The sequence below is a fragment of the Sphingomonas sp. HMP9 genome, from assembly GCF_013374115.1.
Taxonomy (GTDB): Bacteria; Pseudomonadota; Alphaproteobacteria; order Sphingomonadales; family Sphingomonadaceae; genus Sphingomonas.
In genome coordinates this window covers 1,656,880-1,674,584 of sequence record NZ_AP022673.1, presented here as the reverse complement: position 1 = coordinate 1,674,584, position 17,705 = coordinate 1,656,880, and the positions used below count along the sequence as shown (strand labels likewise).

Genomic DNA, 17,705 nt, shown 5'->3' with positions numbered 1-17,705 from the left:
GCGAAGGCGAGGACCCAGACTGGGCTCCCGCCTTCGCGGGAGAACAAGGAAGGGCGGACCTAGTCCGCGTTCACCCTCGCTAGGCGCGGCGACAGCAGATGTACGACGGTGATCGCGATCAGATACGTGCTGCCGGCAACCGCGAAGATCAGCGTGTAGCTGCCCGTGGTCTGCAGGATATAGCCGGTGAACTTGGCCATCATCATGCCCCCGATCGCACCGACCGTGCCGCCTATTCCGACCACCGATCCCACCGCCCCGCGCGGGAACATGTCCGACGGGATCGTGTAGAGGTTCGCCGAGAACGCCTGGTGCGCCGCCGTCGCCAACCCGACGATCCCGACCGCCAGCCAGAGATTGTCGACATATTGCGCGAAGAAGATCGGCATGACCAGGAAGGCGCAGGCCAGCATCGTGATCTTCCGCGCGAAATTGGCCGAATGGCCACGCTTCATCAACTTCGACGACGACCAGCCGCCGGCGACACTGCCCAGGTCCGACAGCAGATAGATCGCAACCAGCGGCGGGCCGAAGCTTTTGAGGTCGAGATGATAGGTCTTGGCGAGGAAGTCGGGGGTCCAGAACAGGAACAGCCACCAGATCGGATCGATCAGGAACTTGCCCAAAGCATAGGCCCAGGTCTCGCGGTAGCCGAGCAGCTTGAGCCAGCCGATCTTCTTTGCCGGATCGGCCGGGTCGCTCTCGATATGCGCGAGTTCGGCGGGTGAGAGCTTCGCCACTTCGCGGGGGCGGCGATAGATCGCGATCCACGCGACCAGCCATATCAGGCTGATCGCACCGGTGATGATGAACGCCATTCGCCAGCCGAACGCGATCGTGATGATCGGGACGATTAGCGGCGTGATGACCGCGCCGATATTCGCGCCTGCGTTGAACACGCCGGTCGCGAACGCGCGTTCCTTGGCGGGAAACCACTCCGAGACCGCCTTGATGCCCGCGGGGAAATTGCCCGCCTCGCCCAGGCCGAGCACGACGCGCGCGGCGGAAAACTGGAACGCGTTGCCGGCGAACCCGCATAGCGTGTGGCCGAGCGTCCAGATCACAAAGGCGACCGAATACCCGATCCGCGCACCCAGTACGTCGACGATCCGGCCGAAGCTCAGATAGCCGATCGCGTAGGCCGCCTGGAACCAGAAGATGACGTCGGCATAGGTCGTCTCGTTCCAGCCGAGTTCGGCGGAGATGGTCGGCTTTAGCACGCCGATCATCTGGCGGTCGACGTAGTTGATCGCGGTCGCGGCGAATAACAGGCTGCAGATCAGCCAGCGATACCGGCCGATCTTACCACCTATGCCGGCATCGCCGGTCGCGATCCCGGCGCCCGCGCCCACCTCAGGCATGTTCGTGCTCGCCATTGGCCTCTCTCCTAAAAGCAGCCTCTAGCGGGCCTTGATGGTGCAGTGGACGGCGAACCGTTCGTCGAAGCGCGCCTCGACCCGGTCGCCGATCGCAACGGGATGAACGCCGGTGACTGCGCCGGTCGATATCCATTGTCCCGGCGACAATGCGATACCACGCGCCGCCATGTGCTCGAGCAGGTACCGGACCGCGCCGAACGGCCCGTCGAGCATCGTGGCACCCGTCGCGGCTCCGATCAACGCGCCGTTGATCCACAGTTCGACCGGCCAGTCGTTGATGTCGCCATCCCGCCAACCCTCGGCATCCGTGCCGACGACTAAGCCGTTATTGTTGCCGAAATCGGACACAGTGACGGTCGGCCCGAGCGCGTTGATGCCGGGAAAGGGCGAACTCGCAATCTCGATTCCGACATGCACCGCGTCGACCATCGCGCGTGCCTCGTCCATCGTATAGGTCGACTTGGCGGGGTCGGGCGCAGTGCCCAGCCGGAGCAGGAACTCGGCCTCCGCGGCGGCAAACCCTTGCGCGAACACCGGCATCGCAACCGGAAGCGCGCTGGCCGTCACGACCTGATCGGCGAAGATCGGTCCCGTCAGGCGGTCGATACCATCGAGGGGCGGGTTGATCCGGCCGACCTTCCAGCCGGCGACGACGCCCTCCGCGAGCAGCAGCGCCGCATCCTGCACGGCATAGCCCTGGTCGAGCGTGGCCGGCACGTCGCCGGGAAATTCGGGAACGACCTTACCGTCTCGGCGCGCCTCGACGAAGGTCCTGGCGATCCGTGTCGTGTTGTCGGTCGTGTTCGGCTGTGCCGCCAAGAACCCCTCCTATTGTATCGTTCTATTTTGCCGAAGCGTATGGGAAACCGGTGTCATTGACAAGCGTCTGTGCTCGGCCCGCGAGCAATAAGGCTCGGGTTTCGTCAGGGGCGTCGATCGCGGCGCGGCCGGGCGCCGTGATCAATGACCCGTTTCCCACCACCTGGCGAGGAATGCAGAGACTTTCGCCAGTCAGATGCATGACGATGTCCGCGGCGCTCCCCTCTACCGACAATGCGGTCAGCCCGTCGCTGGCGGGGGCAACGATCGTGCCGCCCGCGGTCATCTAAACCGCGTCAATTCCTTAGCGCGAATCGCGCGCGAGCAGATCCTCGATATCATTCGCCTAGAGCGCGCGTTAGGCGGCGCCTGGGCGAAATGGACGATGCCGATGCCGCCAACTGGGCGCGCTTTCGGGCTTGGTACGGTTGCGGGGCTCGCAAACGAACGTCGGTTTAGAGCGTTACGCCACGCTTCCAGATCGCGATCTCGCGTTCGCCATTACGCTCCGCAGCGGTCTCGGCACCCGATGCAACCCGCATGATACACGCCAGCAGTGCCTCTTCGGTCGCCGGAAAGCCGTCTTCCAGCACCGCCCCCGCATCGAAATCGATCCAGCCGGGCTTGCGGGTGGCTAGATCGGTGTTCGACGCAATCTTGATCGTCGGCACGGGGAAGCCGAGCGGCGTGCCGCGGCCGGTCGTGAACAGGATCGCAGTCGCCCCCGCCGCCGCCAGCGCGGTCGAGGAGACCGCGTCGTTGCCGGGTGCCTCGAGCAGCGTGAGCCCGTCGAGCCGGATACGGGCGCCATAGTCGATCACGTCCGCGACCGCGGCACGACCGGCTTTCTGGACGGCGCCGAGCGACTTTTCCTCGAGCGTGGTGATGCCGCCGACGACGTTGCCGGGCGAGGGGTTCTCCGACACCGTTTCGCCGTGATCGAGGAAGTAGCGTTTGAAATCGTTCACGATGTGCACGATCCGGTCGAACACGGGTGCGCTCGCCGCACGGTTCATCAGCATCTGTTCGGCGCCGAAGATTTCAGGGATCTCGGTAACAAGGACGCGACCGCCTGCCGCGGTGACGCGGTCGCTCATTCGGCCGACCAGCGGGTTGGCGGTGAGGCCGGACAGGCCGTCCGATCCGCCGCACTTGACCCCGAGGACGAGCTTTTCGAGCCCGACCGTCTGGCGTTCCGCCGTCGCCAGCGCGGCGAGTTCGGCAACCAGCGCGCAGCCTTCCGCGATTTCGTCGCCGCTGGCCTGCGTCGTCAGCGTCCGGATCATGCCGTGGCGCGATGCCGGGATGGTCGCGAGCAACGCCTTGATCTGGTTCTCCTCGCAGCCCAGCCCGACGATCAGCACGCCGCCGGCGTTGGGGTGGCAGGCGAGGCTCGCCATGATCGTCCGCGTACCCTCCAGATCCTGGCCGAGTTGCGAGCAGCCATGTGGGTGCGTGAAGGCGTGGACACCGTCGACATCATTGCCGACCAGCGCGGCGGCCTTGGCGGCGATACGCTCTGCCGTACGCGCGACACAGCCGACGGTCGACAGGATCCAGATCTCGTTGCGCGTGCCGACGCTGCCGTTCGCGCGGACATAGCCTTCGAACGTGGCCGTGGATGTGCTGGAGGCCGATGCGGTGTCCACCGGATCGAACCGGTAGGCGAGCGTGCCTTCGAGACCCGTTTTGAGATTGTGCGAATGGACGTGCGCGCCGGCGGCGATCGGCTGCGTCGCGGTGCCGATCGGGAAGCCGTATTTCAGCACCGGCTCGCCTGCCGCGATGTGGGCCAGCGCGACCTTGTGACCGCGTCCGATATCGGCGCTGAGGACCAACGCGTCGTCGCCTATTGCCACGACGTCGCCGGCCAGCGCATCGTGGAGCAGTGTCGCCACGCCGTCGCGCGGATCGACTCTCAAAGCCCTGACCATCGCATCCTCTTATATCGGTAACCGGTGTCAAGATTATGCGCCGGCAACGGCTTTTCCGCAAGACGGCACGATCGGGTCGGGCTATGCCTTTGTAATGCAAAAGACCGGTCAGCCGACGATCAACGACGTTGCCCGGATCGCCGGAGTCTCCAAGAAAACGGTGAGCCGGGTGATCAACCGATCGCCGCTGCTCAACGACGATACGCGCAAACGGGTCGAGGACGTGATCGGTGAACTGGGCTATATTCCCAACCCGCAGGCACGCGCGCTGGCGCTACGGCGCAATTTCCTGATCGGACTGGTGCACGACAATCCCAATGCACAGACCGTGCTGAACGTGCAGCAGGGCATGCTGGAGGCGTTGCAAGGGACCGAGTTCGAGATGGTGGTGCGGCCGCTCGATCGCGGATCGGCGACGATGCTCGACGATCTGCGGCATTTCCTGGAGCGGCAGCGGCTGTTCGGCGTGCTCCTGATGCCACCGGTCAGCGAGAATGATTCGGTCGCTAAGCTTTGCGATTCAATCGGTTGTCGGTATGTGCGGATGGGGTCTGCGGTTATCGATGACAGTGACCATATGGTCGCGTCGAACGACCGGGAGGCGGTGCGGGCCGCTACCGAATATCTGATCGAGCAAGGTCATCGCCGGATCGGGCTCGTCGCGGGGCCGCATGGGTTCCGGTCGGCGCGCGAGCGGCGTCTGGGGTTCGAGGACGCGCTGGCCGCGGCGGGGATCGCCTTGCCGCGCAGCATGATCGCGGACGGCAATTATACGTTCGAATCCGGGCTGGTCGCGGCGGAACGGTTGCTCGACGTGATGCCGCGACCGACCGCGATCTTCTCGTCCAACGACGAGATGGCGGCGGGAATAATCCACGCCGCGCGGCAACGCGGGCTCGACATCCCGCGCGACCTGTCGATCATCGGCTTCGACGATACGCCGATCGCCGCGCATGTCTGGCCGCCGCTGACCACGGTGCGCTGGCCGATCGCGTCGATGGCCCGCTCGGCCGCGTTGAAGTTGATCGCGGGGGCCGACGATGGCAGCGATCTGGTCGAGGAGCCGTCGCTGTTCCTGTCGACATTGATCCGGCGCGCGTCGGTTTCGCCACCGGCCGATGCGGAGACGTAAGCCGATCGCCGGAAATGCCGGTTGCGCGATCAGCTGACACCGGTTACCAGATCGACCGACGATCGCGCGAAGCGGCAAGGAGGATGGACGATGGCAAGGGCCCTGGAACTGCATCCGGACCGCCTTTTCCCGGCGGAACCGGCGACGCGAGCGATCGCGCGCGCACTGTACGCCGAGGTGGCGGCGTTGCCGATCGTCAGCCCGCACGGGCATACCGATCCGACCTGGTTTGCGGACAATGCCAGTTGGACCGACGCGACGTCGCTGCTGCTCGCGCCCGATCATTATCTCTACCGGATGCTCTACAGCCAGGGCGTCGATCTCGATGCGCTGGCGATCCCGCGGCTGGACGGCACGCCCGCGACCGACCCGCGCGCGGCGTGGACGCTGTTCGCCGAGCATTATACGCTGTTCCGCGGCACGCCGTCGCGACTGTGGCTCGATCATGTGTTTGCCGACGTGCTCGGGATCGACGTCGCCCTCGAAGCGTCGACCGCGGATCTGTATTTCGACATCATCGGTGAGAAGCTTGCCTCCGACGCCTTCCGGCCACGCGCGCTGTTCGACCGGTTCGGGATCGAGTTCCTTGCGACGACCGAGGGCGCGCATGACGATCTCGCCGCACATCGCCGCATCCGCCAATCGGGCTGGAACGGACGCGTCGTCACGACCTATCGCCCGGATGGCGTGATCGACGTCGAGCATGAGGCGTTCAAGCCGGCGATGGTGCGCTTTGCCGCGCTGACCGGCGAGGACGTGTACGACTGGAAGGGCTATCTGGCCGCTCACCGCAAACGCCGCGCCGACTTTCGCGCGGCAGGGGCGACCGCGACCGACCACGGCCATCCGACCGCCGCGACCGCGAACCTGTCCAGCGTCGAGGCGGAGGCACTGTTCGCCAAGGTGACGCGCGGCGACTGGACGCCGGCGGACGCCGAACTCTTCCGCGCGCAGATGCTGACCGAGATGGCGGCGATGTCGGTCGAGGACGGCATGGTGATGCAGATCCATCCGGGATCGTCGCGCAATCACAATGCCGGGCTGTTCGCGAGCCACGGTCGCGACAAGGGTGCCGATATCCCGACGCGGACCGATTACGTGCACGCGCTGAAGCCGCTGCTCGATCGGTTCGGAACCAGCACGCGGCTGTCGATCATCCTCTTCACGCTCGACGAGAGCGCCTACGCCCGGGAGTTGGCGCCGCTTGCCGGGCATTATCCGTGCCTGAAGCTGGGGCCGTCCTGGTGGTTCCACGACAGTCCCGAGGGGATGCGTCGGTTCCGCGAGATGACGACCGAGACCGCGGGCTTCTACAACACCGTCGGCTTCAACGACGACACGCGGGCGTTCCTCTCGATCCCGGCGCGGCACGACGTCGCGCGGCGGATCGATTGCGGGTTCCTGGCGCAACTGGTCGCCGAGCATCGGCTGGCCGATTGGGAAGCCGCTGACCTCGCGCATGAACTCACGAGCGGCCTCGTCCGCCGCGCCTACCGTATCGATGAACCCCATTTCGCTGCGCAAGCGGCCTGACCGGAGCTGACCATGTACGACCGCACCTATTACGCCACGCACCCCGACATGATGGAGTGCGTCTCCAACGACGAACTGCGCGACCGGTACCTGATCCAGGACCTGTTCCGCGACGGCGAGTGCGTGCTCAACTACACGCATGCCGAGCGCTTCGTGATCGGCGGCGTCGCCGTCGCCAGCGGTAGCGTGAAGCTGCCCGACCAGGCCGAGCCAGCATCGGCCGCGGGCCATCCGTTCCTTGAGCGCCGCGAGCTTGCGGTCGTCAATGTCGGCAAGGTCACAGGCACCGTCACCGTCGATGGCGAGACCTTCACGCTGGGCAACAAGGACTGCCTGTACGTGACGATGGGCGCCAAGGACGTGCAGTTCTCCGGCGACGGCGCGCGCTTCTATCTGGCGTCGTGCCCGGCGCACAAGGCGTTCACGACGCGCGTGATCTCGGTCGGCGATGCGACGACGCTGGAGCGTGGCTCGCTCGAGGAGTCGAACGAGCGGACGATCTACCAGATGGTCATCCCGGGCATCTGCGACAGCGCGCAGCTGGTCATGGGGCTGACCGTCCTGAAGCCGGGGAGCGTCTGGAACACGATGCCGCCGCACATCCATGAGCGTCGCAGCGAGATCTATTTCTACTTCGAGCTGGACGATCTCGAGAAGGATCGCGTGTTCCACTACATGGGCGAGGGCGAGGCGACGCGCCACATCGTCATGGCGAACGAGGAAGCGGTGATCAGCCCGCCCTGGTCGATCCATATGGGCTCGGGCACCAAGGCCTATGCGTTCATCTGGGCGATGGCCGGCGAGAACCAGGATTATACCGACATGAACGTGTTGGATATCTGCCAGCTGGCGTAACATCTTCTCCCCTCCCGGTTGCGGGAGGGGTCGGGGGAGGGCGGTGCCGCAGGCGTCGGCTCGCGTTTCCCCTCCCCTAGCCCCTCCCGCAGGCGGGAGGGGAACGAGAGAGCAACCATGAAAAATCCCTTCGACCTGACCGGCAAGGTCGCCATCGTCACCGGCGCGAACACCGGCATCGGCCAGGCGATCGCGCTCGCACTCGCTGCAGCTGGCGCCGACGTCGCCTGCGTCGGCCGGACCCCCGCCGAGGATACCGTCGCGCAGATCCGGGCGCTCGGGCGGAAGGCGGAGATCGTCTCGGCCGATCTATCGACGATCGAACCGGTCCAGCGTGTCGTTGACGAGACGATCGCCAAGCTGGGCGGGCTCGACATCCTGATCAACAATGCCGGCATCATCCGCCGCGCCGATGCGGTCGACTTCACCGAAGCCGACTGGGACGTGGTGATCGACACCAACCTGAAGTCGGTGTTCTTCCTGTGTCAGGCCGCCGGCCGGCACATGATCGCGCAAGGATCGGGCAAGATCGTCAACATCGCCTCGATGCTGACGTTCCAGGGTGGCATCCGCGTACCGAGCTATACCGCGTCGAAGTCGGGGATCGGCGGCCTCACCAAGCTGCTGGCGAACGAATGGGCGAGCAAGGGCATCAACGTCAACGCGATCGCGCCGGGCTATATCGCAACGAACAACACGGCCGCACTACAGGCGGACGAGACACGCAACCGTTCGATCCTCGACCGTATTCCCGCAGGCGCATGGGGCGAGGCGTCCGATCTCGGCGGGGCGGCGGTGTTCCTGTCGTCGGCGGCAGCGAACTACGTCCAGGGGCATATCCTTGCCGTCGATGGCGGCTGGCTGGCACGGTAATCTTCCCCGGCACGGAGAGGTGGCGGCCATAGGCTGACGGAGGGGCTTCCGCGGGAGTAGCGGTCGTACCCCCCCCCCGTCAGGGCAGTGGTCCGTATCCCTGTTCCAGGGAGGACCTAGAAGAGAGGCGATATGACTAAGTTTCTGGCGTTCGGCGAAATCATGCTGCGGCTCTCGCCACCGGGGCGCGAGTTGCTGTTGCAGACGCCCAAGCTCGACGTATGGGTCGCCGGTGCCGAGGCAAACGTCGTCACGCAATTGGCACGGCTCGGCCACGACGTCGGCATGGCGACGATGGTGCCGGATAACGACCTTGGCCGCGCCGCGATCACGACGTTGCGCGGGCATGGAGTCGACACCTCGACGATCACGGTCGGTGGCGAGCGGATGGGGCTGTATTTCGTGACCTCGGGCGCGGGCCTGCGCGCGACGGAAGTGATCTACGACCGTGCCTGGTCGTCGTTCGCCGAGGCGCCGGCGAATGCCTGGGACTGGGATACGCTGCTCGCGGGCGTCGATCGCTTCCACCTGTCCGGCATCACCCCTGCGCTTGGCCCGGTGCCGGCACAGAGCGCGCTTGCCGCCGTGGAAGCGGCGACGCAGCGCGGCATCCCTGTCTCGTTTGACGGCAATTGGCGCGGCAAGCTTTGGGAACGCTGGGACTCCGACCCGCGCGCGATCCTGACGGACTTGGTCGCCCATGCCGATCTGATGTTCGGCAACCACCGCGATATAGCCCTCCTGCTGGGCCGCGACTTTTCGGGAGATGCGGAGGACCGGCGGCGCGAGGCGGCGGAGGCGGCGTTCGATGCGTTTCCGCGGTTGCAGACGATCGCGTCGACCGCGCGGCATGTCGAGCATGTCGATCTCCACCGGCTGTCGGCGCGGATCGATACGCGCGCCGCGCATGTGCAGACCGACGAGGTGGTGCTGGCCGGCATCGTCGACCGGATCGGCGGCGGCGACGCATTCGCGGCGGGGGTGCTGCACGGGATGCGATCGGGCGCGGACATCGGCGACGTCGCGCGGATCGGGCTGGCGCTCGCCGCGCTGAAACACTCGCTGCCCGGTGACGCCAGCCTGTTCCGACAGGCCGATATCGATGCGTATCTTGCCGGTGGGCTCGATGTCCGCCGCTGACGGCTGGACTCGGCGCGGTGCCCTGGGCGGCGGCGCGGCGCTGATCCTGGCGTCCGGCGGTCGGGCGGCGTCCTCGCTCGCGGTTCGCGCGCCGGCGGGCGATTTCGTCGGGACGGCCGATCGGCAGATCCTGGCCTTCAAAGGCATTCGCTACGGTCGCGCCGATCGGTTTCGTGCGCCGGTCGCCGTGGCGATGCCCGGACAAACCCGACCGGCGCGCGATTTCGGACCGGTCTGTCCACAGTCGGGCCCTTATGGTCCCCAGTCAGAGGACTGTCTGTTCCTGAACGTCTGGACCGCCGACACCGACAGCCGCGCGAAGAAGCCGGTGATGGTCTATATTCATGGTGGCGCCTATTCGAACGGCAGCGTCACCGATCCGCAGAATGACGGGCACGCGCTGGCGGCACGCGGCGATGTCGTGGTCGTGACGGTGAACCACCGGCTCAACGCACTGGGCTATCTGTACCTCGCGCGGCTCGATCCGCGGTTTCCCGACAGCGGCAATGCCGGGCAGCTCGACCTGATCCTCGCGCTGAAATGGGTGCGCGACAACATCGCGGCGTTCGGCGGCGATCCCTCCCGCGTCATGGTGTTCGGCCAGTCGGGCGGCGGGGCAAAGATCGCGACGATGATGGGGATGCCCGCCGCCGCCGGCCTGTTCCACCGCGCCGCGACGATGAGCGGGCAGCAGGTGACTGCATCCGGGCCGCTCAACGCGACGGCACGTGCGCGCGCCTATCTGGCGAAGCTGGGGGTGGCCGAGACCGACCTTGCGCCGTTGCTCGCGATGCCGGTCGCGACGCTCGTCGAGGCGCTGTCGGCGACCGATCCGATCATGGGGGGCGGCGTGTATTTCGGGCCGGTGCTCGACATGATGTGGCTCACGCGCCACCCGTTCTGGCCGGATGCGAACCCGCTCGGGAATCGCATACCGATGATGCTCGGCAACACGCATGACGAGACGCGCGGGTTCATCGGGCCCGACTCTCCCAAAATGAAAGGGCTCGACTGGAGCAACCTCGCGGCGCGGATGGCGCCCGAACTGAAGATCGACATCCTGCCCGAATGGGTCGTGGCGCAGTACCGCGCGCGCTATCCGGACTGGTCGCCGACCGACATATTCTATGGCGCGACGACGGCGGGGCGGAGCTGGCGCGGGCAGGTGATCGAGGCCGAGGCGCGCGCCGATGCGGGGACGGCAACCTGGGTCTATCAGGTGGATTTCGCCTCGCGGACGGATCCACGGCGTGGTGCGTTCCATACGATGGATATTCCGCTGGTGTTCGGCACTCTGGGGGCAACCGGATCGCAGACCGGTACGGCGGCGGATGCGCAGGCGGCGTCGAAGGCGATGCAGGACAGCTTCGTCGCGTTCGCGATGTCCGGCGATCCCGACCATGCGGGGGCGTCGCACTGGCCGCGTTACGATCGGGCGCGGCGGTCGACGATGATCTTCGACGCGCGGTCCGGTATCGAGGACGATCCGCGTCGCTGGGAGCGGGAATTGTTCGCTCGCGTACCGTATATCCAGCCTGGGACTTAACGGGGAATCGGATAGGCGATGATCAACACCAGGGGTTCGCTGCCGGTCTGGCGGATGCCTACCGTCTCGCCGTCGAACAGATAGGCGGCGATGCCCGTGCTCACCGGGCGTGTCGCGCCGCCGGACGAGACCGCGCCGGTGCCCGACACCACGTAATACACTTCGTCATGCGCGATGCGGTGAAGGCCGATCGCACTGCCGGGATGCAGCACGCGCTTGCGGAATTCCATCGTTCGGCCGGGTACGGCGTCGCTGATCCGATAGGCGGTGCTCGAGCCGATCGCGCCGTGTGGGGGCGGTTCGCGGCGCATCGTATCGGCCTCGTCGATGATGACCATGGGCCGCGCTGCGGGCTGCTGCGCGCGCGCCGCCACCGATAGCGTGATCGCGACGGCGAGAGCGGCGATTTCCAGCACTTTCATCCATGCAGCTCCTGCTTTGCGCGCTTCGTGACACGGCATGTTGACACGCCAAAGATCATGCGACATTGTTCTGACACCGGTTACCTAGGCAGACAAGGGACCGTGGAAGGATCAGCAAGAGCTGGCTTTTCGGGAGAGGATCGGGTGCCGCCGTGGTCGATAACGGGCCCAACTCTCCAAAATCATCAGGTCGGTGGCGCAGCGGCGGGACGTCGAGCGCGCAACCGGTGTCATCGGCAACGGCCGAATGGGGAGTGGATGCAATGGAAGTTCAAGCAACGGTTGCGACTCGACGGATGCGCTGGCTCGGCGGCATATCCGCGGGCAGTCTGGTTCTCGCGCTCGCCCTTCCTTCGATCGCGTCGGCACAGGCGGCGCAGATCCCCAACAGCGTGACGCCGGGAACGCCGGCCCAGGTCGATCCGTCGCCGGCTCAGACCGCGGTGGTTCCAGCGGGTACGCAGGCCGATCCGGCCGCGACGACCGCGCCGCAGACTGCGCCCGACGTTGAGCAACCGGCGGACGAGACTGCCGAGATCATCGTCACGGGCTTCCGCAAGTCGCTCGACGCGGCACTCAACGTAAAGCGCCAGTCCGTCGCCGCGGTCGATGCGATCGTCGCCGAGGATATCGCCAAGTTCCCCGATCAGAACCTCGCCGAGTCGCTCCAGCGTATCCCGGGCATATCGATCCAGCGCGATGCGGGCGAAGGGCGTGCGATCACCGTGCGTGGCCTCGGCGCGCAGTTCACGCGGGTGCGCGTCAACGGCATGGAGACGGTCGCGACATCGACCGACGGCGCCAGCTCGAACCGTGATCGTGCGTTCGATTTCAACGTGTTCGCTTCCGAACTGTTCAACTCGATCGTCGTCCACAAGACCGCGGAGGCCTCGCTCGACGAAGGATCGCTGGGCGCGGTGGTTGATTTGAACACGGGCAACCCGCTGGGCGGCAAGGTCGGTTTCACGGCGGTCGGGTCGGCTCAGGCGAGCTATAACGACCTCAGCAAGAATTTCGGACCGCGCCTCGCCGGGTTGCTGTCGTGGAAGTCGGCGGACGGCACGTTCGGCGTCGCTGCCTCCGCTGCCTATTCGAAGACCAACAATTTCGAGCTCGGCAACAACAGCGTGCGCTGGGCACAGGCACCGTTCGACTCGGTCAATGGCACGCGCTGCTACACGACGCAGAACCGCGGCGGCGTCTATGTGCCCAGCACGGCCTGCACCGCGGCCGCGCTCGCCTTCCACCCGCGTATCCCGCGCTACGGTTCGGTCCGGCACGAGCGCGAGCGGCTGGGGATCACCGGCAGCGTCCAGTGGGCGCCGAGCGAATCCACCAAGATCTCGATCGACGGGCTGTATTCGCGGTTCAAGGAAACCCGCGAGGAGAAATGGGGCGAGGTCCTGCTGCGCTCGAACGAGCGATCGATCGACATCAGCAACTACACGATCGATGCGAACAACAACCTGATCAAGGCGACGCTCAACGACGCCTGGGTGCGGACCGAGCATTATCTGCGCAAGTCGCAGACCGAATTCTACCAGATCGGCGGCAGCTGGGATCAGGACGTCACCGACAAGTTGCGCTTCACGCTGATGGGCGGCATCTCGAAGTCGGACGCGACGATCCCGGTCGAGACGACCTTCGTGTTCGACGACCGCGACGCGCAAGGGTATAGCTACGACTATACCGACATGAAGCGCCCGACGCTCACCTTCGGCACCAGCGTCACCGATCCGGCGAACTTCCAGCTGGCGGAAATCCGCGATCGACCGTCGGAAACGGTCAACAAGTTCCGCACCGCGCAGTTGCGGACCGAATGGGACGTGGCGGAAGGGTTCCAGATCAAGGCGGGCGGGCTGTACCGCAAGTTCACCTTCGACACGCAGGGCTTCTCGCGCGATGCGGTCGTCTGTCCCAACGCGGGCGGCAAGGACGTCGTGCTGGGGACGCTGACCTGTTCGCCGAACACGCTGTTCGGGCCGACCGCGGTGTACGGCTTCCCCGCCGGCAGCCTCGGCGAGATCTTCAACCTCGGCAACGCAGGCCAGCCGTCGGGGACGACGACCAGCTTCCTGATCCCGAACATCGATGCGTCGGCGGCCTATACAGGGCTGTACAACCGTCCGGCGACCGTGCTGGTCGGCGATACCCGCAGCGTCTCCGAGCAGGTCACCGGCGGCTATACCGAGTTCGACGTGAAGGGTGACATCCTCGGCCTGCGCTACGCCGCCAATGCCGGCATTCGGTACGTCCACACCAAGCAGCGCTCGACCGGGCTGTCCTCGGCGACCGTCGGTGGCGTGACCGTCAATACCCCCGCAACGGTCGGTCGCAGCTATGACGATTGGTTGCCCGCAATCAACGTCGCGCTGTTCCCGGCGGAGGACGTCATCATCCGCGGCGCGATCGCCAAGGTGCTGACGCGGCCGAGCCTGGGCAGCCTGACGCCGGGCGGTTCGGTCGACGGCTTCAACTACCGCGTGACCTTCGGCAACCCGCAGCTCGACCCATTCCGCGCGACCGCGTTCGACATCTCGGCGGAATGGTATTTCGCACCGCAGTCGATCTTCTCGGTCGCGCTATTCAAGAAGAACGTCGAGAGCTTCCCGGTCTCGGCGACGCGCAGCGGGACGTTCGCATCGACCGGCCTGCCGCTGTCGGTCATCCCAGCAAGCTCGCCGGCCGCCGGTGCTCCGGAAGGGCAGTTGTGGCAGATCACCTCGCCGATCAACGGCACGGGTGCCTCGCTGAAGGGCGCGGAAATCTCGCTCCAGACGACGTTCCGCTTCCTGCCCGGCTTCCTGCGCAACTTCGGTGCGCTGGCCAACGCGACGTTCGTCGATTCGAGCGCCGGTTATTCGCAAGGTGGTCCGGCGACGACGATCGTCCAGCCGGGCGGCACGCTCGGCGCCCTGCCGAACACGACCCGCTCGGCGACGCTCTATGGCCTGTCGAAGCGCGCGTATAACGGCACGCTCTATTACGAGGACGCCAAGTTCAGCGCACGCGGATCGATCAGCTATCGCAGCCCGTATATCGACGGGGCGTCGGCGACCGGCAATTTGTTCGAGGGCTATGGCGCGACCACCAACGTCGATGCGTCGATGCGCTACAAGCTGACGCCGGCGGTGGAGGTCTCGGTCGAGGGGACGAACCTGACCGACAATTATCGCAGCCGGTACACCGATCTCGACGCGAACCGGAACTACGAGAATAATCACTTCGGCCGCACCTTCCTCGTTGGCGCGCGCTTCAAGATGTAGGTGCACCAACCATAGTCTCTCCTCTCCTCGGGCGCATTCCTTACGGAGTGCGCCCCTTTTTTTGATGGGCCGAAGCGCATGATCGATCGTCGAAATGCAATCCTCGGAACGTTGGCGGTTGGTCTTTCGGTCGGCGTCGATGCGCAGACGCCGCCACCCGCGCGCGTCGGAGGACGGGGGCCGAGGCTGCCGGATCCGAGCGAAACGATCGATCTCTGGCCGGCAGGGGCACCGGGCGCGCCAGCGACTTTACTGGTCGAGGTCGTCGAGGACAGGACGAAAGGCACCGATGCTACCGATCGCGCCGTCCACGGCATCGCCCGTCCGCGAATGGTCGTGTTCCGGCCGGCCAAGCCGAACGGATCGGCCATGCTGGTCATGCCGGGCGGCGGCTATGTCCGGATCGTCGTCGACCGCGAGGGGTATGAGATCGCACGCTGGCTGGCGGATCGCGGCTGGACGGTGTTCGTGCTGTTCTATCGTTTGCCCGGCGATGGCTGGGCGGCCGGCCCGGACGTCGCCTTGTCCGATGCGCAGCGTGCCATGCGGCTGATCCGCGCACGCGCTGGCCTGTACGGGATCAGGCCCGACCGTGTCGCGGCAATGGGGTTTTCAGCCGGCGGGCATGTCTGCGGCGACCTCGCCACCAGGTTCGCGCAACAGACCTACCCGCCGGTCGATGCCGCGGACCCCTTGAGTGCCCGCCCTGATGTCGCCGCGTTGATATATGCGGTGCAATCGATGACGTTGCCGCTCGCCCATCCCGGATCGCGCGCAGTGTTGCTCGGGCCTTCGCCGACGCCGGCCTTGGAGCAGGCGCATTCGACCGCGTCGAACGTGACGTCGGCGACGCCGCCCTGCTTCCTGGTCCACGCCGAAGACGACCGGAGCGTCGCCGTCGACAACACGCTGGCGTTTCGCGCGGCTGCGGTACGCGCCGGCGTGGCGGTGGAAACGCATCTGTTCGCGACCGGCGGGCACGGCTTCGGCATGAGCAAAGCGGTCGGCAAGCCAGCGGCGCGATGGCCGACGCTGTTCGAGGAATGGGCGCGCGCGCACGGCCTTGGGTGAAGGCCGCGCGTCGGGGTCAGAGGGCTTCGTACCGGAAGTCGCGAAAGCGTGCGTCTCCGCTGCCGGCCGAATACAGGCCGGGGCGCAGCATCAGGAACCCGCCGCGGACGTTGTGGTGGTAGCCCGACACTTCCATGCCACGATCGAAGCGTTGCCATGTCTTGCCCGCATCGCCGCTGGTATGGATCGCGACGATGTGGCGCGTATTCGTGATCCGGATCCGCATGCGGCGTCCGTGCGGATTGGCCGGTCTCCCACGCTCGTTGCCATATTGATGCGTGACGAAGCGGTGTTCGTCGAAGCCTAGCCCGCAATAGAGCTTGTCGTCGTAGAACAGCACGAGCCCTGCGGTGCCACCCGCCCCGATCTCGATATCGCATTCGAACCGATAGGCCTGGTCGCCGGCGATCAGCATCAACGGCGACGAATCCACAGGTGCGGTGCCGGTGGCCTTCAGGATCAGCGCACCGCTTTCAACGCGGGCTCGATCGCGCTCGGCGGGCCCTGGCCGAAAGAAATTCCATTTGCTGCCGATGTGCAGCGTGCGGAAGTCGTCGGAGAGCGGCTGGCCGTGGGGCAGCGCGGCGCCACCTTTCGGTTTGGCGAGAGGCGTCGACAGGTCCCCGCCGGTCATCGCGAACCAGCCATCGGCGGTCCAGCGGATCGGATCGAGCAGGGCCTGCCGCCCGAGCGTCCAATAGCCGTTTTCGAAGCCGTGATAGACCGACCACCAGCTGCCGTCGGGCGCCTCGACGAGGCTGGCATGACCGCGCGACCACCATTTCTCGTCAGTGCTGACGGTCCGCACCACCGGGTTGGCGGGGTCGTTGGTCCAGGGCCCGTGGATCGAGCGCGAGCGGGCGACGATCACCATGTGTCCGGTCGGCGGCCCGGCGGTGCCGCCGACCGCGGTGATCATATAGAACCAGCCGCCATGGCGCGTGATCTTCGGCCCCTCGGGACTGAAGCCCTCGACGTCCCAGGTGTCGGGATAGCGCCACGGATCATAGACGTGCTCGACCTTGCCGACCGTCGACAGGCCATCGTCGGCGAGCCGGATGCGGTCGCCGCCCGACAGGAACAACCAGCGCGATCCGTCCTCACCGACGGCGTGGCAGGGGTCGATATGGTTGGGCAACCCGAGGTCGATCGGATCGGACCAGGGGCCGTCGATATGGTCGGCCCATATCACGTGGATCGCGTTCGGCTTGGCCTTGACCGGAATGTACAGGAAGTACCGGCCATCGTGTTTCTCCAGGCTGACCGCCCAGACGGAGCCGATGTTCTTGGTCAGCGCAGCCTTGCGCGGCTGCCAGTTCACCAGGTCGCGACTGTGCCAGATCGTGAGCCCCGGATAGGAATCGAAGCTGGAGAACGTCATGTAATAGTCCGCCCCGTCCTTCAGGATGGCGGGATCGGGATGGTCGCCCGCGATCAACGGATTAAGGAAGCGGCCATCGCCAAGGTCGGCCACGCGCTGGCCTTCGAAGCCGCGCCGCCAATCGCCAATAAACGGCTGCACGCGCGGATCGGGCTTAGGCGTTTGCGCGGCGGACGGGGCAGGCGGAGCAAGTGCTACCGCGCCGCCCGCCAATGCCAGTCCGAACGTCTCACGGCGGCTATAACCCATTGGCGTGTCCTGTCCTGATGCGTCGTCGTGACCGAAGTTCGAGACGGTCGGTATGAGGCGGTCACTCTAGATCGATCGAGGCCGAAATCCAGCGCACCGTCGTCC

General features: G+C 66.1%; 13 protein-coding genes. 8 read left to right on the top strand and 5 right to left on the bottom strand.

Going from position 1 to position 17,705, the window contains the following annotated elements; translation table 11 throughout:
• Nucleotides 1–59: 59 nt before the first annotated feature.
• From HMP09_RS07475 to HMP09_RS07465, 3 genes are all read right to left on the bottom strand, one after another.
• Nucleotides 60–1,376 carry an MFS transporter gene (locus HMP09_RS07475; protein WP_176499848.1) on the bottom strand — a complete coding sequence of 439 codons (1,317 nt, stop codon included), beginning with the start codon at nucleotides 1,374–1,376 and terminating at the stop codon, nucleotides 60–62.
• A gap of 24 nt (nucleotides 1,377–1,400) precedes the next feature.
• Nucleotides 1,401–2,198 (bottom strand): 2-keto-4-pentenoate hydratase, encoded by a 798-nt coding sequence (locus HMP09_RS07470; RefSeq protein ID WP_176499847.1) that lies wholly within the window; start codon nucleotides 2,196–2,198, stop codon nucleotides 1,401–1,403.
• Nucleotides 2,199–2,653: 455 nt separating this feature from the next.
• Nucleotides 2,654–4,132, bottom strand: coding sequence for a UxaA family hydrolase (locus HMP09_RS07465; protein WP_176499846.1), 1,479 nt, complete (start codon nucleotides 4,130–4,132; stop codon nucleotides 2,654–2,656).
• A 94-nt stretch (nucleotides 4,133–4,226) separates the two neighbouring features.
• Between HMP09_RS07465 and HMP09_RS07460 the strand changes: the two genes are divergently transcribed.
• The 6 genes from HMP09_RS07460 (at nucleotide 4,227) to HMP09_RS07435 (ending at nucleotide 11,211) form a co-directional block, all read left to right on the top strand.
• Nucleotides 4,227–5,264 (top strand): LacI family DNA-binding transcriptional regulator, encoded by a 1,038-nt coding sequence (locus HMP09_RS07460; protein ID WP_176499845.1) that lies wholly within the window; start codon nucleotides 4,227–4,229, stop codon nucleotides 5,262–5,264.
• 90 nt (nucleotides 5,265–5,354) lie between these two features.
• Complete coding sequence (gene uxaC, locus HMP09_RS07455) at nucleotides 5,355–6,797, top strand: glucuronate isomerase (protein ID WP_176499844.1); 1,443 nt, start codon at nucleotides 5,355–5,357, stop codon at nucleotides 6,795–6,797.
• A 12-nt stretch (nucleotides 6,798–6,809) separates the two neighbouring features.
• A complete protein-coding gene (gene kduI, locus HMP09_RS07450; RefSeq protein ID WP_176499843.1) occupies nucleotides 6,810–7,652 on the top strand; it encodes a 5-dehydro-4-deoxy-D-glucuronate isomerase in 843 nt (280 codons plus the stop codon).
• Nucleotides 7,653–7,769: 117 nt separating this feature from the next.
• Complete coding sequence (gene kduD, locus HMP09_RS07445) at nucleotides 7,770–8,525, top strand: 2-dehydro-3-deoxy-D-gluconate 5-dehydrogenase KduD (RefSeq protein ID WP_176499842.1); 756 nt, start codon at nucleotides 7,770–7,772, stop codon at nucleotides 8,523–8,525.
• A gap of 132 nt (nucleotides 8,526–8,657) precedes the next feature.
• Nucleotides 8,658–9,665: a sugar kinase gene (locus HMP09_RS07440; protein WP_176499841.1), complete on the top strand. Its 1,008-nt coding sequence runs from the start codon at nucleotides 8,658–8,660 to the stop codon at nucleotides 9,663–9,665.
• A complete protein-coding gene (locus HMP09_RS07435; RefSeq protein ID WP_176501631.1) occupies nucleotides 9,652–11,211 on the top strand; it encodes a carboxylesterase/lipase family protein in 1,560 nt (519 codons plus the stop codon). Before HMP09_RS07440 ends, HMP09_RS07435 begins: the two co-directional genes overlap by 14 nt.
• On the opposite strand, the gene HMP09_RS07430 is transcribed toward HMP09_RS07435, so the two are convergent.
• Nucleotides 11,208–11,549, bottom strand: a complete 342-nt coding sequence (locus HMP09_RS07430) for a cupin domain-containing protein (RefSeq protein ID WP_176501632.1) — start codon at nucleotides 11,547–11,549, stop codon at nucleotides 11,208–11,210. The two genes, HMP09_RS07435 and HMP09_RS07430, sit on opposite strands and share 4 nt — an antisense overlap.
• Nucleotides 11,550–11,896: 347 nt before the next feature.
• On the opposite strand from HMP09_RS07430, the gene HMP09_RS07425 reads away from it, so the two are divergent.
• On the top strand, nucleotides 11,897–14,899 hold the full coding sequence (locus HMP09_RS07425; protein ID WP_232090757.1) for a TonB-dependent receptor: 3,003 nt from the start codon (nucleotides 11,897–11,899) through the stop codon (nucleotides 14,897–14,899).
• A 78-nt stretch (nucleotides 14,900–14,977) separates the two neighbouring features.
• Nucleotides 14,978–15,970, top strand: a complete 993-nt coding sequence (locus HMP09_RS07420; protein ID WP_176499840.1) for an alpha/beta hydrolase — start codon at nucleotides 14,978–14,980, stop codon at nucleotides 15,968–15,970.
• A gap of 16 nt (nucleotides 15,971–15,986) precedes the next feature.
• Here the strand turns inward: HMP09_RS07420 and HMP09_RS07415 are convergent, their stop codons facing one another.
• Nucleotides 15,987–17,600 (bottom strand): family 43 glycosylhydrolase, encoded by a 1,614-nt coding sequence (locus HMP09_RS07415; protein ID WP_176499839.1) that lies wholly within the window; start codon nucleotides 17,598–17,600, stop codon nucleotides 15,987–15,989.
• Nucleotides 17,601–17,705 lie beyond the last annotated feature (105 nt).